The sequence below is a fragment of the Streptomyces sp. NPDC048606 genome (assembly GCF_040650855.1).
Classification (GTDB): Bacteria; Actinomycetota; Actinomycetes; order Streptomycetales; family Streptomycetaceae; genus Streptomyces.
Window position 1 is genome coordinate 35,003 of the sequence record NZ_JBEZIB010000010.1, and the last position, 24,786, is coordinate 59,788.

21 protein-coding genes are annotated in these 24,786 nt (G+C 74.1%); 7 read left to right on the plus strand and 14 right to left on the minus strand.

Annotation, left to right across the window (positions count from 1 at the left end; genetic code table 11):
- Window positions 1–51: 51 nt before the first annotated feature.
- Both AB0D01_RS13115 and AB0D01_RS13120 read left to right on the plus strand, forming a co-directional pair.
- On the plus strand, window positions 52–1,230 hold the full coding sequence (locus tag AB0D01_RS13115; protein WP_363055219.1) for an exonuclease SbcCD subunit D: 1,179 nt from the start codon (window positions 52–54) through the stop codon (window positions 1,228–1,230).
- Complete coding sequence (locus tag AB0D01_RS13120) at window positions 1,227–4,238, plus strand: SMC family ATPase (RefSeq protein ID WP_363055220.1); 3,012 nt, start codon at window positions 1,227–1,229, stop codon at window positions 4,236–4,238. The genes AB0D01_RS13115 and AB0D01_RS13120 overlap by 4 nt, the downstream gene beginning before the upstream one ends.
- On the opposite strand, the gene AB0D01_RS13125 is transcribed toward AB0D01_RS13120, so the two are convergent.
- A complete protein-coding gene (locus AB0D01_RS13125; protein WP_363055221.1) occupies window positions 4,228–4,683 on the minus strand; it encodes an Lrp/AsnC family transcriptional regulator in 456 nt (151 codons plus the stop codon). The two genes, AB0D01_RS13120 and AB0D01_RS13125, sit on opposite strands and share 11 nt — an antisense overlap.
- Window positions 4,684–4,778: 95 nt before the next feature.
- Here AB0D01_RS13125 and AB0D01_RS13130 point away from each other — a divergent pair, with 95 nt between their 5' ends.
- A complete protein-coding gene (locus AB0D01_RS13130) occupies window positions 4,779–5,342 on the plus strand; it encodes a rhodanese-like domain-containing protein (protein ID WP_363055222.1) in 564 nt (187 codons plus the stop codon).
- Window positions 5,343–5,453: 111 nt separating this feature from the next.
- Here AB0D01_RS13130 and AB0D01_RS13135 read toward each other — a convergent pair whose 3' ends face one another.
- From AB0D01_RS13135 to AB0D01_RS13150, 4 genes are all read right to left on the minus strand, one after another.
- Window positions 5,454–7,160 (minus strand): DUF885 domain-containing protein, encoded by a 1,707-nt coding sequence (locus tag AB0D01_RS13135; RefSeq protein ID WP_363055223.1) that lies wholly within the window; start codon window positions 7,158–7,160, stop codon window positions 5,454–5,456.
- Between the two features lie 147 nt (window positions 7,161–7,307).
- On the minus strand, window positions 7,308–8,744 hold the full coding sequence (locus tag AB0D01_RS13140; protein WP_363055224.1) for a GNAT family N-acetyltransferase: 1,437 nt from the start codon (window positions 8,742–8,744) through the stop codon (window positions 7,308–7,310).
- A gap of 193 nt (window positions 8,745–8,937) precedes the next feature.
- Entirely contained in the window at window positions 8,938–10,539 is a 1,602-nt protein-coding gene (locus AB0D01_RS13145) for an alkaline phosphatase D family protein (RefSeq protein WP_363055225.1), read from the minus strand.
- 107 nt (window positions 10,540–10,646) lie between these two features.
- Window positions 10,647–11,534 carry an alpha/beta fold hydrolase gene (locus AB0D01_RS13150; protein WP_363055226.1) on the minus strand — a complete coding sequence of 296 codons (888 nt, stop codon included), beginning with the start codon at window positions 11,532–11,534 and terminating at the stop codon, window positions 10,647–10,649.
- Window positions 11,535–11,998: 464 nt separating this feature from the next.
- Between AB0D01_RS13150 and AB0D01_RS13155 the strand changes: the two genes are divergently transcribed.
- Window positions 11,999–12,751, plus strand: coding sequence for a GntR family transcriptional regulator (locus AB0D01_RS13155; RefSeq protein WP_363055227.1), 753 nt, complete (start codon window positions 11,999–12,001; stop codon window positions 12,749–12,751).
- Between the two features lie 250 nt (window positions 12,752–13,001).
- Here AB0D01_RS13155 and AB0D01_RS13160 read toward each other — a convergent pair whose 3' ends face one another.
- The 3 genes from AB0D01_RS13160 to AB0D01_RS13170 all read right to left on the minus strand — a co-directional run bounded on the left by AB0D01_RS13160 (window position 13,002) and on the right by AB0D01_RS13170 (window position 16,088).
- Window positions 13,002–14,156, minus strand: a complete 1,155-nt coding sequence (locus tag AB0D01_RS13160; RefSeq protein WP_363055228.1) for an ROK family transcriptional regulator — start codon at window positions 14,154–14,156, stop codon at window positions 13,002–13,004.
- A 101-nt stretch (window positions 14,157–14,257) separates the two neighbouring features.
- On the minus strand, window positions 14,258–14,908 hold the full coding sequence (locus AB0D01_RS13165) for a response regulator transcription factor (RefSeq protein WP_363055229.1): 651 nt from the start codon (window positions 14,906–14,908) through the stop codon (window positions 14,258–14,260).
- A gap of 4 nt (window positions 14,909–14,912) precedes the next feature.
- Entirely contained in the window at window positions 14,913–16,088 is a 1,176-nt protein-coding gene (locus AB0D01_RS13170; protein ID WP_363055230.1) for a histidine kinase, read from the minus strand.
- A gap of 108 nt (window positions 16,089–16,196) precedes the next feature.
- Here AB0D01_RS13170 and AB0D01_RS13175 point away from each other — a divergent pair, with 108 nt between their 5' ends.
- The 3 genes from AB0D01_RS13175 to AB0D01_RS13185 are packed head-to-tail and all read left to right on the plus strand — an operon-like array spanning window position 16,197 to window position 18,380.
- Window positions 16,197–17,111 (plus strand): ATP-binding cassette domain-containing protein, encoded by a 915-nt coding sequence (locus AB0D01_RS13175; RefSeq protein WP_363055231.1) that lies wholly within the window; start codon window positions 16,197–16,199, stop codon window positions 17,109–17,111.
- A 14-nt stretch (window positions 17,112–17,125) separates the two neighbouring features.
- On the plus strand, window positions 17,126–17,884 hold the full coding sequence (locus AB0D01_RS13180; RefSeq protein WP_363055392.1) for an ABC transporter permease: 759 nt from the start codon (window positions 17,126–17,128) through the stop codon (window positions 17,882–17,884).
- A 40-nt stretch (window positions 17,885–17,924) separates the two neighbouring features.
- Window positions 17,925–18,380: a hypothetical protein gene (locus AB0D01_RS13185; RefSeq protein ID WP_363055232.1), complete on the plus strand. Its 456-nt coding sequence runs from the start codon at window positions 17,925–17,927 to the stop codon at window positions 18,378–18,380.
- 63 nt (window positions 18,381–18,443) lie between these two features.
- Here AB0D01_RS13185 and mug read toward each other — a convergent pair whose 3' ends face one another.
- From mug to AB0D01_RS13215, 6 genes are all read right to left on the minus strand, one after another.
- Window positions 18,444–18,992, minus strand: a complete 549-nt coding sequence (mug, locus tag AB0D01_RS13190; RefSeq protein WP_363055393.1) for a G/U mismatch-specific DNA glycosylase — start codon at window positions 18,990–18,992, stop codon at window positions 18,444–18,446.
- Window positions 18,989–20,422 carry an adenylosuccinate lyase gene (gene purB, locus AB0D01_RS13195; protein ID WP_363055233.1) on the minus strand — a complete coding sequence of 478 codons (1,434 nt, stop codon included), beginning with the start codon at window positions 20,420–20,422 and terminating at the stop codon, window positions 18,989–18,991. Before purB ends, mug begins: the two co-directional genes overlap by 4 nt.
- Window positions 20,423–20,493: 71 nt before the next feature.
- Window positions 20,494–21,276, minus strand: a complete 783-nt coding sequence (locus AB0D01_RS13200) for an SGNH/GDSL hydrolase family protein (RefSeq protein ID WP_363055234.1) — start codon at window positions 21,274–21,276, stop codon at window positions 20,494–20,496.
- A 116-nt stretch (window positions 21,277–21,392) separates the two neighbouring features.
- Window positions 21,393–22,412, minus strand: coding sequence for a hemolysin family protein (locus tag AB0D01_RS13205; RefSeq protein WP_363055235.1), 1,020 nt, complete (start codon window positions 22,410–22,412; stop codon window positions 21,393–21,395).
- Window positions 22,409–23,758: a hemolysin family protein gene (locus AB0D01_RS13210; RefSeq protein WP_363055236.1), complete on the minus strand. Its 1,350-nt coding sequence runs from the start codon at window positions 23,756–23,758 to the stop codon at window positions 22,409–22,411. The genes AB0D01_RS13205 and AB0D01_RS13210 overlap by 4 nt, the downstream gene beginning before the upstream one ends.
- Window positions 23,759–24,045: 287 nt before the next feature.
- The gene (locus AB0D01_RS13215; protein ID WP_363055237.1) at window positions 24,046–24,705 is read right to left on the minus strand and encodes a methyltransferase domain-containing protein; all 660 of its coding nucleotides are present in this window, start codon (window positions 24,703–24,705) and stop codon (window positions 24,046–24,048) included.
- Window positions 24,706–24,786: the final 81 nt, after the last annotated feature.

Below are 24,786 nucleotides of genomic sequence, written 5' to 3' on the forward strand. Positions count from 1 at the left end.
TCGCGCGCGGGGGTCGAGAAGGAGAACGGGCGTGCGGGTCGGAGCGGTCGAGTGAAGTTCCTGCACACCTCCGACTGGCACCTGGGCCGCTCCTTCCACCGCGTGAACCTGCTCACCGCCCAGGCCGCCTTCGTCGACCACCTCGTCGAGACCGTCCGCGAGCACGAGGTCGACGCCGTCCTCGTCGCCGGTGACGTCTACGACCGCGCCGTGCCGCCGCTGCCCGCCGTCGACCTCTTCGACCGGGCCCTGCACCGCCTCGCCGAAATCGGCGTGCCCACCGTGATGATCTCCGGGAACCACGACTCGGCCCGCCGCCTCGGCGTCGGCGCCGGGCTGATCGGCCGGGCCGGCATCCACCTCAGGACCGATCCCGCGGGCTGCGCCGACCCCGTGGTGCTGGCCGACGTACACGGCGACGTCGCCCTGTACGGGCTGCCGTACCTGGAACCGGCCCTGGTCAAGGAGGAGTTCGCCGCGCCGGGGGTCAGCCACGAGGCCGTGCTGGGCGCGGCCATGGACCGGATCCGGGCCGACCTCGCCGGCCGGGCCCCCGGCACCCGTTCCGTGGTCCTCGCGCACGCCTTCGTCACCGGCGGACAGGCGAGCGACAGCGAACGCGACATCGCCGTCGGCGGGGTCGAGGCCGTGCCCGCCGCCGTCTTCGACGGGGTCGACTACGCCGCCCTCGGCCACCTCCACGGCTGCCAGACGATCAACGAACGGGTGCGCTACTCGGGTTCCCCGCTCGCCTACTCCTTCTCCGAGGCCGACCACCGCAAGACCATGTGGCTCGTCGACCTCGGCCCCGCCGGCGAGGTCACCGCCGAACGGATCGACACCCCCGTCCCGCGCCCCCTCGCCCGCCTGCGCGGACGCCTGGAGGAGCTCCTCGACGACCCCGCGCTCGCGGGCCGGGAGGACAGCTGGATCGAGGCCACCCTCACCGACACGGTCCGCCCCCAGGACCCGATGGCCCGCCTCACCACCCGCTTCCCCCACACCCTCAGCCTCGCCTTCGACCCCGAGGGACGAGTCCAGGACGGCCCCGCCTCCTACGCCCGGCGCCTCAGGGGCCGCAGCGACCAGGAGATCGCCGAGGACTTCGTCGCCCACGTGCGCGGGGGCGGCCCCGCCGACGAAGCCGAGCGCGCGGTGCTGCGCGGAGCCTTCGACGAGGTGCGCGTCCAGGGCGCGCGCGAGGACAGCGGCCGGGAAGGCGACCGATGAGGCTGCACCGGCTGGAGGTCACCGCCTTCGGGCCCTTCGCCCGACCCCAGACGATCGACTTCGACGCCCTCTCCGGCGCCGGGATCTTCCTGCTGCACGGCCCCACCGGCGCCGGCAAGACCTCCGTCCTCGACGCCGTTTGCTACGCCCTCTACGGCTCCGTCCCCGGCTCCCGCCAGTCGCCCGGCACCAGCCTGCGCAGCGACCACGCCGCCCCGGACACCCCGACCGAGGTCACCCTCGAACTCACCGCCGGCGGCCGCCGCCTGGAGATCACCCGGCGCCCCGAGCAGGACCGGCCCAAGAAGCGCGGCACCGGCACCACCAAGGACAAGCCGCAGAGCCTGCTCCGCGAGCGCACCGCCGACGGCTGGACCGGGCTCAGCCGCTCCCACCAGGAGATCGGCGAGGAGGTCGAACAGCTCCTCGGCATGAGCCGGGAACAGTTCTGCCAGGTGGTGCTGCTGCCGCAGGGCGAGTTCGCGCAGTTCCTGCGCGCCGGCGCGGAAGCCCGCGGCCGACTCCTCGGGCGGCTCTTCGACACCCGCCGCTTCGCCGCCGTCGAGTCCCTCCTCGCCGACCGCCGCCGCGCCGCCGAGGCCAAGGTGCGCGCCGGCGACGAGAAGGTGCTCGCCGCAGCCCAGCGCCTGGCCCAGGCCGCCGGCGACAGCCCCGACCTGCGGGCCTGGCCGCTGCCCGACCGGCAGCCCGGTGAACCCGGCCTCGCCGAGGCCGTCCGCGCCTGGGCGGCCGTCGCCCGCTGCTGGTCCCGGGAACGGCTCGTCGTCGCCGAGTACGCGCTCGCCGCGGCGGAGGGGCGCCACGTCGCCGCCCGGCGGGCCGCCGACGAGGAGCGGGAACTCGACCGCCTCCAGCACCGGCACGCCGAGACCACCCGCCGGGCCGCCCTCCTCGACGGGGCCGCGCCGGACCGCGCACGCGTACGGGACCTCCTGGACCGGGCCCGCCGGGGCGCCCTCGTGGCCCCCGCCCTCGAACTGCGCGGAGCCGCGGCCGCCGCCCACCTCACCGCCGCGCACGCCGAGGGCGTGGCCCGCTCCGAGCTGCCCCCGCCCCTCGCCGGCGCGGGGGTCGAGCAACTGGCGGCCGTGGAACAGCGGCTGCGCGAGGACCTCGGCGCGGTCGGCGCCGCCCGGCGGGCCGAACTGCGCAGCGCCGAGATCGGCCGCGAGCGCGCCACGCTGGACCGGGAGTCCCGCGACGCCGAGGAACAGCGCCAGGAGTCCGCCGAGTGGCTCGCCCGCTGGGAGGCCACCAGGACGGAACTCCAGGAACGGGTCGACGCCGCCCAGCAGGCCCTCACCCTGGCCGAGCAGCTCGCCGGCCGGCTGGAGCCCGTCCGGATGCAGCTCACCGCGTCCCTGCGCCGCGACGCGCTCGCCGCCGACGCGACCGCCGCCGACGGCGAACTGCTGCGCGCGCGCGAGGAGTCCGCCGGCGCCCGGGAGCGCTGGCTGGAGCTGAAGGAGGCCCGGCTGCGCGGCATCGCCGCCGAACTGGCCGAGGCCCTGACCGCCGGCGAACCCTGCGCCGTGTGCGGATCGGCCGAGCACCCCGCCCCGGCCCGCCCCGCCGCCGGGCACGTCGACCGGGCCGCCGAGGACGCCGCCCACGCCCGCTTCGAGCAGGCCGAGGAGCGCCGGGCCGGCGTCGAGCGCCGACTCGCCGCCCTGCGGGAGGCCGAGGGGGAGGCCGCCTCCGCGGCGGGCGAAGCCGGCACCGAGGAACTGCGCGCCCTCACCGCGGACCTGAGCGGACGGCACGCCGCCGCCCACGCGTCCGCCGCCGGCCTGCACGCCGCCCGCGAGCGCCTCGCCCGCGCCGAACGCGAGCACGAGGCGCGCGGCTCCGACCGGCTCGACGCCGAACGCCGCGCCGCCGCCCGCGCCTCCCGCCGGGAGGCCCTCGACCGGGAGCAGGCCTCCCTGGAAGCCGAACTGGTCCTCGTACGGGGCGACTCGCCCAGCGTCGCGGCGCGCGCCCGCACCCTGGAGGACCGCATCCGCATGGTCACCGGGGCCGCCGGGGCGCTGCGCCGGGCCGAGACCACCGCCGCCCGCCTCAAGGAGGCCGACGGGCAGCTCGCCGACGCCGCCTTCAAGGCCGGCTTCGACTCCGTCGACGCCGCGGCCGAGGCCGTCCTGCCCGAGTACGAGCGCACCGGCCTGCAACACCGCCTCGACGCCTGGCAGGCCGAGGAGGCCACCCTCGCCGAGCGCCGCGCGGAAGCGGACACCGCCCGCGCGGCGGCCCTGCCCCCCGCCGACCCCCGCGCCGCCGAGGAGGACGAGGCCCGCGCCGCCGCCCGGCTGCGTGCCGCCGGCTCGACGGTCGACGCCGCCCGGCTGCGCCGCTTTGAACTGGACCGGCTCGCGCGGCAGATGGAGAGAGAACTGCGGGCCCTGGGCCCGCTGCGGGAGGCGTACGAGAGGGTGGCCCGGCTCGCCGGGCTCACCGCGGGCACCTCCGCCGACAACGAGCGCCGGATGCGCCTGGAGTCGTACGTCCTGGCCGCCCGGCTGGAGCAGGTCGCCGCCGCCGCGACGGTGCGGCTGCTGCGGATGTCCGGGGGCCGCTACACCCTCGTGCACTCCGACGCCCGCGCGGGCGGACGAGGCCGTTCCGGACTGGGCCTGCACGTCGTCGACGCCTGGACCGGCAGCGAGCGCGACACCGCCACCCTCTCCGGCGGCGAGACGTTCTTCGCCTCGCTCGCCCTGGCCCTCGGCCTGGCCGACGTGGTCACCGACGAGGCCGGCGGCATGCGCCTGGACACCCTCTTCATCGACGAGGGCTTCGGCAGCCTCGACGAACAGGCGCTGGACGAGGTGCTCGACGTACTGGACTCGCTGCGCGAACGCGACCGCAGCGTCGGCATCGTCAGCCACGTCGGAGACCTGCGCACCCGCGTCCAGGCCCAGCTGGAGATCGTCAAGCAGCGCGGCGGCTCGGTGGTGCGCCACCGCACGGCGGGGGTCACGGACTGATCGGACGCCGGGCCAGCGGGGACGAGTACACGATGCTGGTGGTCACCGGTCCGAGGCCCCCGATGCGGCCCGTGATCTCCTCCAGGTGGGACATGGAGCGGGCCGCCACCTTCAGCACGAAGCAGTCGTCGCCCGTCACGTGGTGCGCCTCCAGGATCTCGGGGGTCGCGTCGAGGAAGTCGTGGAAGGGCTTGTAGTTGCCGTGCGGGTAGCGCAGCCGCACCAGCGCGAGGATGGTCTTGCCCAGCTTCTCGTGGTCGACGACGGCGGTGTAGCCGGTGATGACCCCGGCCTCCTCCAGCCGGCGCACGCGTTCGGTGACGGCGCTCGCGGACATGGACACGCTCCGGGCCAGCTCGGTGAAGCTCGCGCGGCCGTCCTCCTGGAGGGCGGCGAGGATCCGCCAGTCGGTGGCATCCGGGGTGTAGGGGGAATATCCGCTCATGGGGCAAGGTCTAGCAGGGGAATCCCCGGGGTAACAAGCGGAAGGCCGGGGAAAGTGCCTTCCGTAAACGATCAACACTTCGTAGATTTCTGGCCATGACCACGACGCAGCCGCAGGCCACCGCCCCCACGACCGCCCCGACCACCTCCACGACGGCCTCCGCCTCCGCGACCGCCCCCGTCGTGAACCCCGTGCTCCGCGTCCCCCCGGCGAGCCCGGCCGCCGCCGCCGCGTACTTCGCGGCGAGCCTCGCCTTCCACGCGGACGTCTCCGACGTGGCCGCCGCCTTCAAGGCGCACCGCGAGCAGGGCGCCGAGCTGGGCTTCCAGCTGATCGACTCCCGCTCCACCCCGTCCTGGGACCAGGCCCACGTGCCCGGCGCGATCCACCTGCCGACGGCCCTGATCCCCGAACAGGCCGAGAAGCTCCTCGACAAGGACGTCCCCGTGGTGACGTACTGCTGGGGCCCCGGCTGCAACGGCGGCACGCGCTCCGCCCTCGCCCTGGCCGAACTGGGCTTCCAGGTCAAGGAGATGCTCGGCGGCATCGAGTACTGGATCCGCGAGGGCTTCGAGGTCGAGACCTGGCAGGGCGCGCAGCGCCGGACCGAGGCCGACCCGCTGACCGCCCCCACCGACTCGGACGACTGCGGCTGCTGAACCCCGCGCGCGCGTACGCGGGCACGGACGGGCCGGCCGCCCCCTCGCGGGAGCGGCCGGCCCTTCGGCGTGGTCGGCGTGGCGGGCCCCAGGGCCTGCGGGCCTGCGGGCTCAGAGCTTGGAGAGCTCGTCCACGAGGTCGTCCAGGCCCAGCGAGCCCTGCGACAGCGCGGCCATGTGCCACGCCTTCAGGTCGAAGGAGTCACCGTGCGCGGCGCGGGCGTTGTCCCGACCCAGCAGCCAGGCGCGCTCGCCCAGCTTGTACCCGATGGCCTGCCCCGGCATCGACAGGTAGCGGGTCAGCTCGCTCTCGACGAAGTCCCCCGGCCGCCCGCTGTGCAGCCCGAAGAACTCCTGCGCCAGGTCGACCGTCCAGCGCTCGCCCGGGTGGAAGGGGGAGTCCGCCGGGATCTCCAGCTCCAGGTGCATGCCGATGTCCACGATCACCCGGGCCGCGCGCATCATCTGGCAGTCGAGGTAGCCCAGCCGCTGCTCGGCGTCCTTGAGGTAGCCCAGCTCGTCCATCAGCCGCTCCGCGTACAGGGCCCAGCCCTCGACGTTCGCGCTGACCATGCCCACGCCCGCCTGGTAGCGGGACAGCCGGTCCGCCACGTGCGTCCACTGCGCGAGCTGGAGGTGGTGGCCCGGAACGCCCTCGTGGTACCAGGTGGAGACCAGGTCGTACACGGGGAAGCGGGTCAGGCCCATCGTCGGCAGCCAGGTCCGGCCGGGACGCGAGAAGTCCTCCGACGGGTTCGTGTAGTACGGGGCGGCCGCGCCGCCCGCCGGGGCGATCATCGACTCGACCCGCTTGACGCGCTCGGCGAGTTCGAAGTGGGTGCCGTCGAGGTTCTCGATGGCCTCGTCCATCAGGCCCTGGAGCCAGTCCCGGACCTCCTCGACGCCCTCGATGTGGGTGCCGTGCTCGTCCAGGTGGCGCAGCGCGTCCCACGGGTTCGGGTCGCCCGGCAGGATCTTGGCGGCCTCGGCCTTCATCTCCGCCAGCAGCCGGTGGTACTCGCTCCAGCCGTAGGCGTAGGCCTCGTCCAGGTCGAGGTCGGTGCCGTTGAAGTAGCGCGCCCAACGGGCGTAGCGGGCACGACCGACCGGGTCCGGGGCGTCCGCGACGGCCGGGGCGTACACGTCGCGCACCCAGTCGCGCAGGTCGACCACGGCCGCCGTGGCGCCGGCCGCCGCCGCGTCCAGCTCCGCGCGCAGCGACCGCGGGCCGCCGGCCGCGAACTCGTCGAAGAAGGCCGGGGTGTCGGCGTCCTCGCCCGCCCAGGTGGTGAGCTGCTCGATGAAGGTGGCGGTGGGGCGCGGGCTGCCGGGCAGGCCCCGCTCCAGTCCGAGCGCGAGGCTCTCGCGGTAGCCGGCGAGGGCGGCCGGTACGGCGCGCAGCCGCTCGGCGATCGCGGCCCAGTCCTCTTCGGTGTCGGCGGGGGTGAGGGTGAAGACCTCGCGGACGCTGTGCGCCGGGGAGTGGATGTTGCTGACCGCGCGCAGGTCCTCGTCGGCCTCGTACACGGCGATCTCGGCGCCCAGGCGCTCGCGCAGCAGTCGCGCGCAGCGGCGCTCGATCTCGGTGTCGGCGCCGGGCAGCGCCTCGGCGGCGTCCAGTCGGGCGAGGGTGGCGCGCCACAGGTCGGCGGCCGCCGCCCGACCGGCGGGGGAGAAGTCCGGCAGGCTGCGCGAGCTTTCGGCGACTCCGAGGTAGGTGCCGGTGATCGGGTCGAGGGCGACGAGATCGTCGACGTAGGCGTCGGCCACCTGGCGGGGCAGAAGGGCCGCTTCGGTGCTGTGGAGGGTCTCAGACATGCCGCCATCTTCGTATGCGGGACGCCCTCGCGTCATCACCATGGGATCTTCGTCTCCTGACGGTTCGGGGGGTCCGCGCGGGGGCGGACCCCCCGAAGGGCCGGGACGGACGGGGCGGGTTCGCGGCGGAGCGGTCCGGCGCGGGGCTCAGTGTCCCGGGCGCGGAGCGGTCCCGTACGCGGTCCGCTCGGCCGTGACCTCGTGGGACCGGGGCGGGCCGACGGGGGGCGCGTCCAGCCGGGCCGTGATCACCAGGGTGCCCTCCTCGATCTGGTAGTCGAGGGGCAGTCCCAGGCCGCGCATGGCCGCGACCATGCCGGTGTTCGACGCCCGGGTGACGGCGTACACGCTGTCGCAACCGGCCTCGACGGCCATCGCCAGCAGTCGGCGCAGCAGTTCGGAACCGATGCCGCGGCGCTGCCAGTCGTCCTCGATGAGCAGGGCCACCTCCGTCTCGTCGCCGTCCCAGAGCAGGTGGCCCAGGGCGACGAGCCGGCCGGAGGCGGTGGTGGCGGCGAGGGTGCGGCCGAAGCGGGGGCTCAGGAGGTGGCCGAGGTAGCGGTCGGCGTCGGCGACCGGCCCGTGGTAGCGCAGACCGAGGGTGCGCTCGCTGCACCGGTCGTGCATCGCGCGGGCGGCGTCGAGGTCGGAACCGTCGGCACGGCGCACGGTGATCTCGTTGCCCTCGGGCAGGGTCAGGACGTCCTGGCCGCGCGGGACGCGCGGGCCCAGGCGGGCGTCGAGCTCGACCAGGGCCCGGGCGCGGGCGAACTCGCTCGGGGTGAACGGCAGGTAGGGGCGCTCCACGGTGATCGCGCCGCCCGAGGGGTCGCGCAGGCGCATCACCGTGGCCTCCAGGACCCCCTCGACGGGGGCGTCGGCGCCCGCGTTGGGGCGGCCCGACAGCGTCGTCGCGGGGATCGAGTGGATCGTGCAGCGGCCCAGCAACTGGCGCAGCGCGAGCGGCAGCTCGGCGGCGTCGAGGGCGGTGCGGGTGGCCAGGCCCAGGACCCGGGTGGGGGTGTCCACCAGGTCGTGGGCGTCGGCGCGTTCGATCCAGGTGCTGCGGCCGCCGGCGCGGGCGACGGCTCGCGTCAGCTCGGCGGACGCCAACTCCCGCGGGGCGCGCAACAGGAACTCGTCGACCGTACCGCCCTCCGGCAGCGGGTGGGTCTGGAGCGTCAGGATGTCCACCCCGAGGCCGGCCAGGACGGTGCAGAGCGCGGCCAGGCTGCCGGGCTCGTCGCGCACCGTCGTCCGCATCCGCCACAGGGCGTCCGTCGTGCCGCCGGCGCGCGCCGCCTCCGGGGCGTCGCCGCGCGGCCCGGGATCGGAGGGCGCCGTGTCCGCGGGAGGCGGCGCATGGCTGTGCCGGCGTGCCCACCAGGTGTGGAAGGCGGCCGTGACCAGGAGCGCCACGGCCGAGGCGACGAGCAGGATCGGGCCCTTCGGGCCGTGGACGACGAGGTTCGCGATGCCGTCGGCCACCGCCACGGCGCAGAAGAGCGCGGCGAGCTCGACGAGATCGCGGCGCCAGTGGTGGCGGTGGTGGCGGTGGGGGGCGTCGGCATTGAGTTTGGTCATGGACTCACTGTGGAGGCGGGGTGTTGCGTGATCACGAACGTTCTGTGACCGATGGGTTAAGCGTCGATCTGGCCCGTTTCACCCAGTTTTCCGGATGGGTTCCGGTTCCCCGGTCGGGTCCCCCGGCTCGGGTTTTCGGTTCGGGTCCCCGTCCGATCTCTCCGGCGCGCCCCGCCTCTGCTTTCGCCCCCGGCTACGGCTGGCCGACGCGACCGGGCCGGAGGGTTTTGGTGAAGAGTACGCCACCCCCTTGGCGGCGCAGCCGGACGGTGAGCTCGCCGCTGTCGCCGGCGATGTCGACCTCGCCGTAGTACGGGGGGTTCTCGGCCGGGGACATGTTGGCGACCTTCGCCGACTCCACGAAGGCGGTCCTCGGCCCGAAGGTGGCGTCGAGCCGACCGGCGGGGAAGGCGCCCGCGCCGACGGGGCCGGAGACGAACTCCCAGAACGGGGCGAAGTCGCCGAAGGCGGCCCGCTCGGGCGCGTAGTGGTTGGCGGCGGTGTAGTGGACGTCGGCGGTGAGCCAGACGGTGCCGGTGATGTTCCGGTGCTTGATGTGGCGCAGGAGTTCGGCGATCTGGAGCTCCCGGCCGAGCGGGACGCCCGGATCTCCCTGGGCGACGGCCTCGAAGTTCGTCGCACCGTCGGGGACGACGATCCCCAGCGGCATGTCGGCCGCGATCACCTTCCACGTGGCGCGGGAGCGCGAGAGCTCCCGCTTGAGCCAGGCCAGTTGTTCCGGGCCGAGGATGCCGATCGGGTCCTCGGCCTGGCGGCCCGGCGAGTTGGCGTCGCGGTGGGTGCGCATGTCCAGGACGAAGACGTCGAGCAGCGGACCGTGGCGCTGCACCCGGTACATCCGGCCCTCGGCGCGACCGCCCCGCAGGTCGGTGACCGGGAAGTACTCGCCGAAGGCCTGGCGGGCGCGGGCGGCGAGGGTGTCGACGTCCTTGACCGTGTAGCGGGGGTCGTCGATGAGCTGGCCCGGGTACCAGTTGTTGCGCACCTCGTGGTCGTCCCACTGTGCGAGCACCGGGACCTGGGCGTAGAAGTCGCGCAGGTTGCGGTCGAGCAGGTTGTAGCGGAAGTTCCCGCGGAACTCGGCGAGCGTCTCGGCGACCTTCGCCTTCTCCTCCGTGGTCACGTTGTGCCAGATGCGGCCGTCGGGCAGGGCGACCGACGCCTGGAGCGGACCGTCGGCGTAGATCGTGTCCCCGCTGAAGAGGAAGAAGTCCGGGTCGCGCAGCCGCATCTCGTCGAAGACGCGGTAGCCGCCGAGTTCCGGGTTGATGCCCCAGCCCTGTCCGGCGAGGTCCCCCGACCACAGGAAGCGCACGTCGTGGCGGCGGGAGACCGGGGTGGTGCGGAAGGTCCCGCGGACCGGTTCGCCGGAGCGGCGCGGGTCGTCGGGATCGGTGAGCACGACCCGGTAGTGGATCTGGCGGCCGGGCGGCAGGTCGCGCAGGGTCGCGGTGCCGGTGTGATCGGTGGCGGGGCCGAGGAAGGGGCCCTCGTGCCGGCGGACGCCGTAGCGGAACGATTCGCTCGGCGAGGTCTCCACGTGCATCCGGGCCGGACGGTCGGAGCGGGTCCACACGGTGGCCGAGTGGGCGGTGATCTCGCCCGACTGGGTGCCCCACAGGGCGGCCGGGCGCCCGGAACGCACGAAGGCGGCGGACCGGGCGGAGGCGGCGGCCAGGGCGGGCCCCGCGTAGGCGGTGGACAGGACGAGGCCGAGGGGGACGGCGAGCGAACCGCCGAGCAGGGTCCGTCGGGTGTGCGGCAGGGGTGCCATCGGTTGCGTCTCCAGGGGCCGGCGGGGGTGGGCCGGGCCAGTGTGCCGCCGCACACCGGACCGGCCGCGTCTCCCACGCGAACCGGGGATGAACAGCCGTCAGCAGGTCATCGGCGGTCGGCCGCGGCCCCCTCGCCGGCGCCGGGCGTCGGGCCGGAACCCGCCGCGCGGGCGGTGTCGAGCACGACGCGGGCCACCAGCGCCGGATCGTCGTGCATCGGCACGTGCCCGCAGCCCGGCAGACGCACCAGCCGCGCCCCGGGGACCGTGTACTTGGCGCGCACCCCCTGGCGCGGCAGGAGCAGCCGGTCGCCCGAGCCCCAGGCGATGGTGACGGGCAGGTCCGGCACGTCCGCGGTGAACCGTACGGCGCCGCCCGCGGCCAGCGTCCGCTCGAAGCCGGTCGCACCGCGCAGGGCGAGGGTCTCGGCGACGACGGCCTCGGGCGCCCGGCGCGCGGGGCGGGCGTAGATGGTCCCGGTGAGCGCCGCGCGACCGGCGGCGCTGCGGGAGAGCCGCTCCAGGAGGGGCAGGGGCAGCGCGCGGGCGCCCGCGCGCATGGCCCGCAGGGCGGTGAAGGCGTAGCGGCGCTCCGTCTCCGTCCAGAAGCCGGCCGGGGAGAGTGCGGTGACCGAGCGGACCAGGCCGACGCGACCCATCTCCAGGGCGAGCAGCCCGCCCAGGGAGTTGCCCGCGACGTGCGGCGTCGTCACGCCGAGCGCGGAGCACAGCGCGCCGAGCGCCGGGGCGATGGTGTCGAGGTCGTAGGGGACGCGATCGGGCAGCGGGTCGGAGGCGCCGAAGCCCGGCAGGTCGACGGCGATGACCTCGTACTCGGCGGCCAGGAGGTCCGTCACGGGGTGCCAGGCCTGGAGGTGGTGGCCGATGCCGTGCAGGAGGAGGAGCGGTTCGCCGGCGCCCTTGCGCTCGTGGGCGAGGGTGACGGTGCGGGGGCCCGTCGGCGAATCGATCGGGAAGGAGACCGTGGCGGTCATGCTGCTCCTCGTCGGGGGGACGCGTACGAGACGGATCGTCAGGAGTGACTGCCCCCATGATTACCGCCCGGTAGCCTGCCGCTACAAGACGTAGGCGCGGTGCGCGCTCCGGTCCGCGTTCCGGTTCGCGAGGTGGGGTGCGGGGTGGGGGCGGGGAGGCCTGCGGGGTGGGGGTGGTGCGGGCGGAAGGGCGGCGACACCTTCCGGACGCCTTGCGGCATGTTTCGGTCGTCTCCCGGACGTCTTCCGGCCGTAAGGGGTGAGGGCGAGAACATCCTGTGAACGCCTTGCTACATATGCCCGATCTGCCCGGCAAAGGGGCGAGCATTGGTCTTGACCAAGGGGGTGCGCCGTCCTATCGTCGCAGGGATAGTGCAGGAACCTTTAATAAACAAGGGCGCGGAACTGCGGCGAGATACCGCGGCTCGCACACGGCGACAGCGGCGATTGCAGGAGGAGTCAGGGTGGGGACCACGCAGCTCGAATCGGTGCCGGAGCCGAAGTACTGGCACCTCAAGAACGTGCTCAGCGAGGCGCTCGACCAGGACTTCGCCGTCGGTGAGGTCCTGCCGAACGAGCGAGAGCTCGCCGCGCGCTTCGGGGTCGCCCGTGCCACCCTGCGACAGGCCCTGGAGCAGCTCGAACTGGAAGGACGCCTCCAGCGCCGGCGCGGTGTCGGCACCACCGTGGCCCCGCCGCGCGTGGGCGTCGCCGTCGGCAGCCCGCAGCACAGCTGGCCCGGCGAGGTCGTCGACGGCTGGGAGCCGGTGGACGCCGTCGAGTGCATCCCCACCGCCGCCGTACTGAAGCTCCTGGGCACCGCCCCCGACCAGGCCGTCCACACCGTGCGCCGCACCCGCGTCACGCAGGGCCAGGCCGTCGCCGCCGAGCTGCTCTACGTGCCCGCCGGCTCCGTGCCCGGTCTCCCCGCGATCGACGCCCCCGCCGGCGCCGCGCGCGCCCGGGCCGTGCTGCGCGAACTCCAGCGGCTCGCGCTCGACGGACAGGACCGCTCGGTCGAGCTGGGCTCCGCCCGCGCCGACGACGCCAAGGAACTCGACCGCCTCCCCGGCGCTCCCGTGCTCGTCGTGACCACCCGCTACTTCACCGCCGAGGGCACCGCGGCCGTCTCCGTGGCCACCTACCGCGCCGACACCTGCCGCCTGACCTTCGGGGACTCCGGCGTCGAGATCACCGAGACCCGCGCCGCCTCCTGACGCGTCCGAGACCCCACACCGGGGCCCGAAGCACCCCTTCGGGCCCCTGCCCCACCGCGCCCGACGGGCCGGTGGGGTCTCGCGTTTCCGGGCCCGGGTCGTGCGGGCCGGGTCGTGCGGGCCCGTCGGGCGCGCACGGGGGATCGGGGCGATCGGGGGAGTCGGTGGAGCGGCGCCGGGTCCGCGTGCGGGTCGTGCGGGCCCGAGCCGTGCCGGGTGCGGGCCGTGCCGGGTGCGGGGGATCGGGGCGTCAGCGGCGGGCCGTGACCGTCCGCTCCACCGCGAACAGCTCCTCTTCCACGTGGTCCAACGCCAGCCGCAGCGCCCCGGTGGCCACCGCGGCCTCCCCGAGCAGGGACAGCGCCACCCGGGGCGGGCGCAGGCAGTACCGCTCCAGCTCCCGGCGCAGCGGGTCCAGCACCCCGTCCAGGCCGGCCGCCCAACCTCCGACGACCACCAGCTCCGGGTCCATGGCCAGGACGAGGGCGGCCACGTCGTGCACGAGCCGCTGGATGAACCGCTCCACGGCGGCCACCGCCTGTTCGTCTCCGCGCCTGGCCTTGGCGAAGACCTCGGCCACCGCTTGCTCGTCCAGCGGGTGCAACGGTTCGCCCGTCGTCGACAGCAGCCGCTCCGGGGTGACCTCGCGTCCCAGCAGGTGCAGAGCCCCGATCTCGCCGGCCGCGCCCCCGAAGCCCCGGTGCAGTCGGCCGCCGATCAGGGAGCCGGCGCCGGGGCTGAGGCCGGCCATGACGAACACCATGTCGTCGATGCCCCGCCCCGCGCCCTTCCAGTTCTCGGCGACCGCCGCCGCGTTGGCGTCGTTCTCCACCCGTACCGGGCAGCGGAACGAGCGCCGCAGCCGCTCGCCGAGCGGCAGCCCCGTCCAGCCGGGCAGTGCGGTCCCGAGCCGGACCGTCCCGTCCGCCTCCACGATGCCGGGGCTGCCGACGCCGACGGCCCGCAGCGAATCGCGGGGGATCCCGGCCCGGCGCAGCAGATCGGCCACCGCCGCCCTGACCCGCTCCAGGCGCTCGTCGGTGGACGCGTTCTCGGCGACGTCCTTGGTCCCGGCGCCGATCACCCGGCCGTCCAGACCCGAGAGCAAGACGGCGACGCGGTGCGAGCCGATCTCGATGCCCAGCAGGTGGCCGGCCTCGGCGCGGAAGCGGAACCGACGGGCGGGCCGCCCCTGTCGGCGCGCTCCCTCCTCCGCGTCGGCCTCGACGACCAGCCCGGTGCCGATCAGTCCTTCCACGACGCCTTCGACCGTCGGTCGGGAGAGCCCCGTGACGCGCGTCAGATCGGTGAGGGTCGGCGATTCGGCCGCCCGCAGTGCCCGGAGCACCACGGCCGAATTGATGCGCCGGAGCAGAGAAGGATCCCCGCCGGTCAGCTGCCCCAACGTGTGTCCTCCCAGCTAGCGGCCCTGTCAGCCGGATCGTACTGCCCGTCCGGCGTCGCTGCGAGACGCGACCCCCCGTCGGTCGGAATCGGCCGCGTCCCTCAGGCCGGAGAGACGAATCCGGACTCGTACGCGGTGATCACCGCCTGGGTGCGGTCCCGGGCCCCCAACTTGCCCAGAATGGCGCTGACATGGGACTTCACGGTTTCCGTGCCGACGATCAGCTCGCCCGCGATCTCCACGTTGGTCAGCCCGCGCGCCATCAGCCGCAGGACGGCCTCCTCGCGGTCGGTGAGCGCCGCCCGCTCCAACACGGCCCGGGCCTGCCGGTTTCCGTACTCGGCGGCGAGGGCCCGGACGGCCGCCGGGAACAGCAGCGTCTCGCCCTCCGCCACCAGCCGGACGGCGTGCACGATCTCCGAGGGCCGGGCCCGCTTGAGCAGGAACCCGTCCGCGCCGGCGCGCAGCGCCTGGTAGACGTACTCGTCGTTCTCGAACGTGGTGACCACGAGGATCTTCGGGGGCGAGTCCACCGACCTCAGGACCGCGCGGGTGGCCTCGATCCCGTCGAGCAGCGGCATGCGCACGTCCATGGCCACCACGTCCGGACGCAGGCTGCGCACGAGGGGGATGACGGAGGCACCGTCGGCGGCCTCGCCCACCACCTCGATGTCGGGCTGGGAGTCCAGGACGGCGCGCAGACCCGCACGCACCAGGGGCTCGTCGTCAACGAGCAGTACGGTAACCGGCATCGGGTCAGCGTATTCGCTCCAGTGGGAGCCGGGCGCGCACCCGCCAGGCGTCCTCGTGGGGGCCGGTCTCGGCCTCGCCGCCCAGCAACGCGGCCCGCTCCCGCATCCCGCGCAGCCCGCTGCCGCCGCCCGAGGTGACCGCGACGCGCTCCGGCATCGGGTTCGTCACCTCCAGGAGCAGCCGCCGCCCGGTCATCTCCACCCGTACGCGGACGGGAACGGGCCCGCAGTGGCGCAGCACGTTCGTCAGGGCCTCCTGCAGGATCCGGTACCCCTCGCGGGTCACCGGGCCGGGCAACTTCTCCAGTGGGCCGATCAGTTCGGCGTCCACCTCGGCTCCCGAGGCGCGCGCCGACTCCAGCAGTCGGTCGGCCTCGGCGAGGGTGGGGCGCTGCGACGGAGGCCGCGAGGACTCGCGCAGTACCAGCAGCACCCGTTCGAGGTCCTCCAGGGCGGCGCGGCCCGTCTCCTCGATCGCGTTCAGCGCGCGGTCGGTGAACTCCGGGTCGCCGGCGGCCCTGGCGGCCCCCGCCTGGACGACGGCCACGGTGAGCGCGTGCCCGATGGAGTCGTGCAGCTCGCGTGCGATGCGGGTGCGCTCCAACAACTGCTCCGTGCGCGCCTCCAGGACCGTGAGCCGCTCGGCCGCCGAGGGCCCCAGCAGCCGTCGGGCGATCGTGGTGATCACCTCTCCGAGGAGGACGACGACCACGAGCAGGACGACGAGCGGCACCGGCGCCAGGAGCGCCGCCGCCCAGCGCGGCGGGGTGAAGGGCAGGGCCGGGTCGTCCGTCAGGGGTTGGCCGAGCGCGGTCGCGACGAGCTCCACGGACATCACGGGCAGCATGACGGTCGCGAACATGGCGGCCCCCGCCACCAGCAGCCGTATCTCCAACCACAGCACGGTCCGCCAGCGGTCGCCCCAGTGGGCCGACGGGCGGCCGCTGATCGTGTCGTCCTCGACGCCGTCCTCCCGCGGGGTCAGCAGGAACCGCGCCTGGAGCCCCTCCGCCAGCCGCACCCACGGGACGAAGCCGAAGGGTATGACGATGAGCAGCGGCATCCACGGCCATCGGGGATTGATGAACATCCACACGGCCAGGAGCAGCAGGGGAACACACAGGTGCAGCCAGCGCGAGTACGTCACCGGCCGGAGCGGGGCGCGGAGCATTCGGATCATGCGCCCATCCTGGCAGGGGCGCCCCGGCGGGCGTCTCCCCCACGTGGGGGAGACGCCACCCTCGCACGGGGGAGGAAGGGGGGATGGGCCGGCGGGGAATCTGGAGCCATGAACCGCATCGAGATCCACGAACTGACCAAGGACTACGGCACCCACCGGGTCCTCGACCACATCACCTTCGAGGTCCTGCCCGGCCGCGTCACGGGTTTCCTCGGGCCGAACGGCGCCGGTAAGTCCACCACCATGCGCCTGTTGTTGGGCCTCGACCGACCCACTTCCGGGAGCGCCACGATCGGCGGCCGTCCCTTCGCCTCCCTCCGCGACCCGCTGCGGCAGGTCGGAGCGCTCCTGGACCCCCAGGCGGCCCACGGCGGGAGAAGGGCCCGGGACCACCTGCTCATGCTCGCCGTCAGCAACGGCATCCCCGCCCCACGGGTGGACGAGGTGCTGGAGCGGGTGGGCTTGGCGTCCGTGGCCCGGCGTCGGGTCGGTACCTTCTCGCTCGGCATGCGCCAGCGTCTGGGCATCGCCGCCGCCCTTCTGGGCGATCCGGGTGTGCTGTTGCTCGACGAGCCGACCAACGGCCTCGACCCCGAGGGCATCGTCTGGATCCGCGAGCTGATGCGGGGCCTGGCCGCCGAGGGCCGGACCGTCCTGGTCTCCAGCCACCTCATGGCCGAGTCCGCCTCCTTCGTCGACCACCTCGTGGTGTTGGGCGCCGGCAGGCTCCTCGCCGACACCCCGATGAGGGAGTTCCTCGACGCCCGGAGCAGCCCCAGGACGCGCCTGCGGACCTCGGAGCCGGCCCGGCTGGAGGCGGCGCTGGCCCGTGAGGGCTTCGCGATGGTCGTGGGGGAGGACGGGTGTTGGACCGTCGAGGGCATACGGGCCGAGCGCATCGGTGCCCTGGCCGCCCGAGAGGGCATCCCCGTCCTCGAACTCGCCGACGAGCGAGCCTCGCTGGAGCAGGCCTACCTCGACCTCACCGCCGACCGCACGACCTTCGTCGCCACCGGCATCTGAATCGGATCGGAGCAATCGCCGTGACCACCACCGCCCTGCCCAACCTGCCCGTCCTGCGATCGGAGTGGATCAAGATACGTTCGGCCCGATCGGTCCTCGCGTCGTTGGCGGCCGTCTTCGTCGCCACCGCCGGCGTCACCGTGCTGACCGCCGCGGCCATCGGGACGTCGGAGCCGGACGCCCTGGGACCGGACCGCCTCCTCGGCGCCTTCTTCGGGATCAACTTCGGTCAGATAGCGGCCATCGCGTTCGGCGCCACCGCCTTCGCCGGCGAGTTCCGCGAAGGGGCCCTTCGGGTCTCGTTGACCGCCGTGCCCAACCGGACGCGCCTGTACCTGTCCAAGGTCGTGACCGTCGCCATGCTCTCCCTCGTCGTCGGCCAGATCACCGGGGTGGTCACCTTCCTCGGCGGTCAGGCCCTCATGGGGCAGTACGCCCTCGACCTCGGCGATCCGGGCACGCTGCGGGCCGTGTTCGGAAGCGGGATCTACCTGACGCTCATCGCCCTGTTGTCGGCCGGGCTGACCGCGCTGACGCGCAGCGGCACCCTCGTGATGGGCCTGCTCATACCCCTGCTGCTGATCGTGCCGTTCGTCGTCGGAGAGGTCTCGGGAGGGGCCGGGGAGTTCATGCCGGACCGGGCCGGACAGCTGGTCATGAGGCTGGAGACGGACGGCCTGCTCGGCCCCTGGAGCGGTCTCGGGGTGACGGCGCTTTGGGCTCTCGTGGCCCTGACCGCGGGATGGATCGCCGTACGGCGTCGGCCGGCGTGACGCCGGGCCAGTTGTCAGTGGTCGCCGAAATACTGACGGTATGACCACGGCAGCGCATCTCGACCTGATCGACCGCTTGCTGGTCCAGGGCTTCCCGGACCGGCCGGTCCGGCTCGGCCGCCACAGCAGCGGGCCCGGCCACCATCTGGCCCTGCTCGACGGAACCGAAGACTTCTGGGAGGACGACGGCTCGCGGCGGGCCGAGGAGGCCGAGCGGATCGGCGCCGACTACGGAGTGCTCGTCCAGGCCCTGACCCGGCGCCGGGGGGCGCCGCAGATCTTCACACTGTCCTCCTCCGGTGGGTCGGACGCCCACGGGGGAGGCGCGGGCGGGGAGGCGCGGACGGCGCAGCCGTGGGAGGAGCTGGGTGCCACCACCGACCACGTGCACCTGTGGCGGATCGAGGAACGGTGGCTGGTGGTCTGCGTGGCGCGGGGCGGGGCGGAGGACCCCTACCTGTTGATGGCGGCGGTCACCGTGGCGGACCCGCCGTAGCGGCTCCGGCGAGGGGCCGGACCGAGCCGGCAGGGCCGGCTCCGGGGCCGGCCCCCGGAGCCCTCAGGGGGCTTCCCGGCCTTCGGCCGCCGCGCGCAGCCGGCCGTACTCGGCGGCCATGGATTGCGCGGTCCAGTGGGCGTTGAGCCCGCTGGGGTTGGGCAGGGCCCAGATCCGGGTGGAGCCGATGGTGCGCTCCTGGGGGCCGATGACGGCCTTCCGCTCCCCGTAGGCGGTGCGGTAGGCCGTCACGCCGACCACGGCCAGCCATTGGGGGCGCAGCCGTTCGACCTTCGCGGTCAGGATCCGGCCGCCCTCGCGGAACTCCTCGGCGCTCAGCTCGTCGGCGCGGGCGGTCGCCCGGGCCACGACGTTGGTGATGCCCAACCGGTAGGACAGGAGCTCCTCCTGCTCCTCCGGGGCCAGCCGGCGCGGAGTGAAGCCGGACAGGTGCAGGACCGGCCAGAAACGATTGCCGGGGCGGGCGAAGTGGTGGCCCGTCGCGGCGGAGAGGAGACCCGGGTTGATCCCGCAGAACAGCACACGCAGACCGCCCGCGACCACGTCCGGGAGGACGCGGTCGCGGGCGGCTTCGAGCTCGTCGGGGGTCAGAGGATCGACCCCGGCGCGTACCCGGCGGCCTCCGGGTGCTCCTTGGCGATGGCCTCGATCCGCGCGACCACGGTGGCCACCTGGTCGCCGGCGGCGCCCGTGAAGGACAGCTTGTCGGCCATGAGGGCGTCCAGCTGCGCACGGTCCAGCGGCATCCGCTCGTCGGCCGCCAGCTTGTCCAGCAGCTCGTTGCGCTCGGCGCCCTGCTCGCGCATGGCGAGCGCGGAGGCCACCGCGTGCTCCTTGATGACCTCGTGCGCGGCCTCGCGGCCCACACCGGCGCGCACCGCACCCATCAGGACCTTGGTGGTGGCCAGGAACGGCAGGTAGCGGTCCAGCTCGCGGGCCACGACGGCCGGGAAGGCGCCGAACTCGTCGAGGACCGTCAGGAAGGTCTCCAGCAGACCGTCGAACGCGAAGAACGCGTCGGGCAGGGCCACCCGGCGGACGACGGAGCAGGAGACGTCGCCCTCGTTCCACTGGTCGCCGGCGAGCTCGCCCGTCATCGAGGCGTAGCCGCGCAGGATGACCATGAGGCCGTTCACGCGCTCGCAGGAGCGGGTGTTCATCTTGTGCGGCATCGCGGAGGAGCCGACCTGGCCGGGCTTGAAGCCCTCGGTGACCAGCTCGTGGCCCGCCATCAGGCGGATCGTCTTCGCGATGGAGGACGGGGCGGCGGCCAGCTGCACGAGGGCGGTGACCACGTCGTAGTCCAGCGAGCGCGGGTAGACCTGGCCCACGGAGGTGAAGGCCTGGGAGAAGCCGAGGTGGGTGGCGATGCGCTGCTCCAGGTCGGCCAGCTTCGCGGCGTCGCCGCCCAGCAGGTCGAGCATGTCCTGGGCGGTGCCGACGGGGCCCTTGATGCCGCGCAGCGGGTAGCGCTCCAGCAGGTTCTCCAGCCGGTCGTAGGCGACCAGCAGTTCGTCGGCGGCCGTCGCGAAGCGCTTGCCCAGGGTGGTCGCCTGCGCGGCCACGTTGTGGGAGCGACCGGCCATGACCAGCTCGGCGTGCTCACCGGCCAGCTTGCCGAGGCGGGCCAGGACGGCCACCGTGCGGTCGCGGGCCAGTTCCAGGGAGAGGCGGATCTGGAGCTGCTCGACGTTCTCGGTCAGGTCGCGCGAGGTCATGCCCTTGTGGACGTGCTCGTGGCCGGCGAGGTCGTTGAACTCCTCGATGCGGGCCTTCACGTCGTGCCGGGTGACCTTCTCGCGCTCGGCGATGGAGGCGAGGTCGACGGTGTCCAGGACGCGCTCGTAGTCGGCGAGGGCGGCGTCCGGGACCTCGATGCCGAGGTCCTTCTGGGCGCGCAGCACGGCGAGCCACAGCCGCCGCTCCAGCGTCACCTTGTACTCGGGGGACCACAGGACGGCGAGCTCCGCAGACGCGTAGCGGCCGGCCAGGACATTGGGGATGCGGGGCTTGGCTGTCACGTGGAGTGATTCTACTTGGGCCCCGGCTGTGCGTTCACGCAGGTAGGGGCGCCACCCGCGATTGTGGATTGCTACGAGAGCGGGGGCCGCTCGTACGGCAGCAGCTCCGGACGCTTCGCGGGACGGCCGTCCCCCGAGGACCGGCCCGTCAGGCGACGGCCGATCCAGGGCAGCAGGTGGGTGCGGGCGAAGCGCAGGTCCGAGGTCCGGCGCACGGTCCAGCCCGGGGCCACCGGGGGCGGCAGCGGCGCCCGCCAGTCCTCCTCCGGCGGCAGCCCCAGGGCCTGCCACACCGCCTCCGCGACCCGGCGGTGCCCCTCGGGCGTGAGGTGCAGCCGATCCACGTCCCACAGGCGCGGGTCGCCGAGCACGGGAGCCCCGTAGAGGTCCACCAGCAGGGCGTCGTGCCGGGCGGCGAGCTCCTCCAGGAAGGCGAAGAGCTCCTCCATGCGAGGACGGAAACGTTCCATCACCGGCCCGTTTCGGCCCGGCGAGCGCATCAGCACGAGCCGCCCGCAGGAGGGGGCCAGCAGCGCCACCGATTCCTCCAGGTGCGCCCGCACCCGACCCATGTCGACCTTGGGGCGCAGGGTGTCGTTCAGGCCGCCCACCAGGGTGACCACGTCCGCGCCCATCGCCGCCGCGACGGGGACCTGATCACCGGCGATCTGCCCGATCAGCTTCCCGCGGACCGCGAGGTTCGCGTAGCGGAAATCGGGCTCGCGCGCCGCGAGGCGGGCGGCGAGCAGATCGGCCCAGCCCCGGTACGAGCCGTCCGGGAGCAGGTCGGACATGCCCTCGGTGAAGGAGTCGCCGACCGCGACGAAACTGGTGTAGGACGCATTCATCTCCATGGCGCAGCGATGCTACCGCGCGGTACCCCGGCCGCGCGGAGGCAGGGCCGGGGCGCGGGGAGCCCCGGGGTACCGGCGGCCCCGGGGCGTGGGCACCCGGGGCCGCCGCGCGGCCGCTACGCGGTCGGCGAGCGGCCGAACAGCTCGCGCAGGACGTCCTCCATCGTCACCAGACCCGTCATGGCCCCGTCCGCCCCGAGGACCGCCGCCAGGTGCGTACGGCTGCGGCGCATGGCGGTGAGCACGTCGTCCAGCGGCGTGTCCGCCCGGACCTGGGCGATCGCGCGCAGCGCCGACAACGGGAACGCGTCGTCCCGCTCCGTCATGTCCAGCGCGTCCTTGACGTGGAGGTATCCGAGGATCCGGTGCCGGTCGTCGACCACCGGGAAGCGGGAGTAGCCCGTCTCGGCCGACAACCGCTCCAGCCCGGCCGGGGTGATGCCCTCCTGGGCCGGAACCACCCGGTCCGCGGTCAGCACCACGTCCGTGACCGGCCGACGCCCCAGTTCGAGGGCGTCGTGCAGCCGCTCGCTCGCCCGGTCGTCGATGAGGCCGGCGTCACTGGAGTCCTTGACCATCCGGGCCAGCTCGTCGTCCGAGAAGGTCGCCGTCACCTCGTCCTTCACCTCCACCCGCAGCAGCCGCAGCAGGGTGTTGGCGAAGGCGTTGATCGTGAAGATCACCGGCTTCAGCGCCCGGGTCAGGGTCACCAGCGGCGGCCCCAGCAACAGGGCCGTGCGCACCGGCTCCGCGAGGGCCACGTTCTTCGGCAGCATCTCCCCGAACAGCATGTGCAGGTACGTCGCCAGCGCCAGCGCGATCACGAAGGAGATCGCGTGCGTCAGACCGGCCGGCACCCCGACGAGGTCGAACAGGGGCGTCAGCAGGTGGGCGATGGCCGGCTCGGCCACCACGCCCAGCACCAGGGTGCACAGGGTGATGCCCAACTGCGCCGCCGCCATCATCGCCGACACGTGCTCCAGGCCCCACAGCACGGCGCGGGCCCGCCGGTCGCCCTGCTCGGCGTACGGCTCGATCTGGCTGCGCCGCACCGAGATCAGGGCGAACTCCGCGCCCACGAAGAACGCGTTCACGACGAGCGTCGCCAGACCGATCAGCAGCTGGATCGCGGTCATCGGACCCCCTCCGTCCCCGGGCGCCCCTCGCCGTCGACGGGCTCCGCCGGCATGTGCAGCAGCACGCGCGCGGCCCGGCGGCCGGAGGCGTCCACCACGTCCAGCCGCCAACCGTCCAGTTCCAGACGGTCGCCGACCTCGGGGATGCGCCCCAGCCCGGTCGCCATCAGCCCGGCGAGGGTCTCGTACGGGCCGTCGGGGATCCGCAGGCCGATCCGGCGGAGCTGGTCGGTGCGCGCGGCGCCGTCGGCCGAGTAGAGCGCGCGCCCGGACTCGTCCGTACCGGCCGGGGCCAGGTCGGAGGTCTCGTGCGGATCGTGCTCGTCCCGCACCTCGCCGACGACCTCCTCGACGATGTCCTCCAGCGTGGCGACGCCGGCCGTGCCGCCGTACTCGTCGATCACCACGGCCATGGTCTGTCTGCCGGACAGCCGGTCCAGCAGCCGGTCCACGGTCAGCGACTCGGGCACGAGCAGCGGCGGGCGCAGCAGCTGCGCCACGGGCAGGCGGTGGCGTTCCTCCGCGGGCAGGGCGAGCACGTCCTTGATGTGCACGGTGCCCACGACGGTGTCGAGGCTGCCCCGGTACACGGGGAAGCGCGACAGGCCGGTGGCCATGGTCGCGTTCGCCACGTCCTCGGCGGTGGTCTGCACGTCGAGGGCGGTGACCTGCACGCGCGGGGTCATCACGTTCTCCGCGGTCAGGTCGGCCAGGTTCAGGGTGCGGACGAACAGCTCCGCCGTGTCCTTCTCCAGCGCGCCGGCCTTCGCGGAGTGCCGGGCCAGGGCCACCAACTCCTGCGGGCTGCGCGCGGAGGCCAGTTCCTCGGTCGGCTCCAGCCCGAACCGGCGGACCAGGTGGTTCGCGGTGGTGTTGAGATGGCTGATCAGCGGTTTGAAGGCACGGCTGAACACGCGCTGCATCGTGGCCACCCGCTTGGCGATGGCCAGCGGCGAGGAGATCGCCCAGTTCTTCGGCACCAGCTCGCCGACGACCATCAGGACGACGGTCGACAGCGCGGTGCCCAGGACCAGGGCCGTGGAGGAGGCCGCCCCGGCGGACAGCCCCATGGCCTTCAGGGGGCCCTGGAGCAGCGCGGCGATGGACGGCTTGGAGATCATGCCGATGACCAGGCCGGTCACGGTGATGCCGAGCTGGGCGCCCGAGAGCTGGAAGGTCAGGCCGCGCACGGCGGCGAGGGCGCTCTCGGCGCCGCGCTCACCGCGTTCGACGGCCCCTTCGAGCTCACTGCGCTCGACGGTCGTCAGGGAGAACTCGGCCGCGACGAAGACACCGCAGGCAAGGCAGAGCAGCAGCGCCACGAGGAGCAGGAGCACTTCGGTCATCGATCGATCACCTCCGTCCCATGATCAGTCAGGAGGGCGAGGGCCGCGCGGCGTCGCGTGTCGGCACGGCGCGTACCGGTGTGTCGGACGGCCGGGGAACGGTTCGAGGCCCTCGATGGTCGCCGCGCGGACGTGAGGGCCCTGAGCGGAGACGGACAGGCGTACGGCACGTGGGACGCGTACGGCTGCCGGCCCGAGGAGATCCGGACCGCCGGGTCGAGCCGCCGACCGCCCGATCCACCGCCGCGCCGGCGCCGGACGGGTGAGCGGAGACCCGCCGGCGACGCTCAGGTGGGGGAGCGGCGGGCCGAGCCGATCACGCAGTACGACGTGGGCAGCGCCGGGCCGCGCTCCGGCAGGCGGAACGCGCGCTGCGTGACGATCCGGAACCCGGCCGCCTCGATCGAGGCCAGCGGATCGCGGGCGGTGTGGCAGCCGCCGAACAGGCGGGGCCAGATCGTCCGGTCGAGGGCGCGCTGGACGGCCGCCATGCCGGGGCCGGGCGCCAGGGCGTGCTCCATGAACCGCAGCTCGGCGCCGGGGCGCAGCACCCGGTGCAGCTCGGAGAGGGTGCGCGGCAGGCTGCGTACGGTGCACAGCACCAGCGAGGCCACGGCCACGTCGAAGGCCTCGCTCTTGACGGGGAGCGCCTCGGCCACGCCCGGTACGAGGTCCACCGGCACCTCGGCGCGCAGAGCGGCGGAGGCCGCCAGCCGGCGCAGGGTGCGCTCCGGTTCGACGGCGACGACCTCGGAGACGGCGCGGGGGTAGTGCGCGAAGTTCAGGCCGTTGCCCGCGCCGATCTCGATGACCCGGCCGGAGACGCCGTGCAGCAGTTCCCGGCGCAGGGAGGCCATCCCGGCGTGGGTCTCGGCGGCGGTGCTGGCCCGGGCGTAGAAGCGGGCGAAGCACGGATGGTGGACCGGATCGGGAGGAGCTGAGGGCATGACGGGCCTCCGGGCGCGGTTCGGGGGCTTACACGGACGGACGTGCCCTGCCCGGCTGTTCCCCGTCGGGGCGCACCCCGA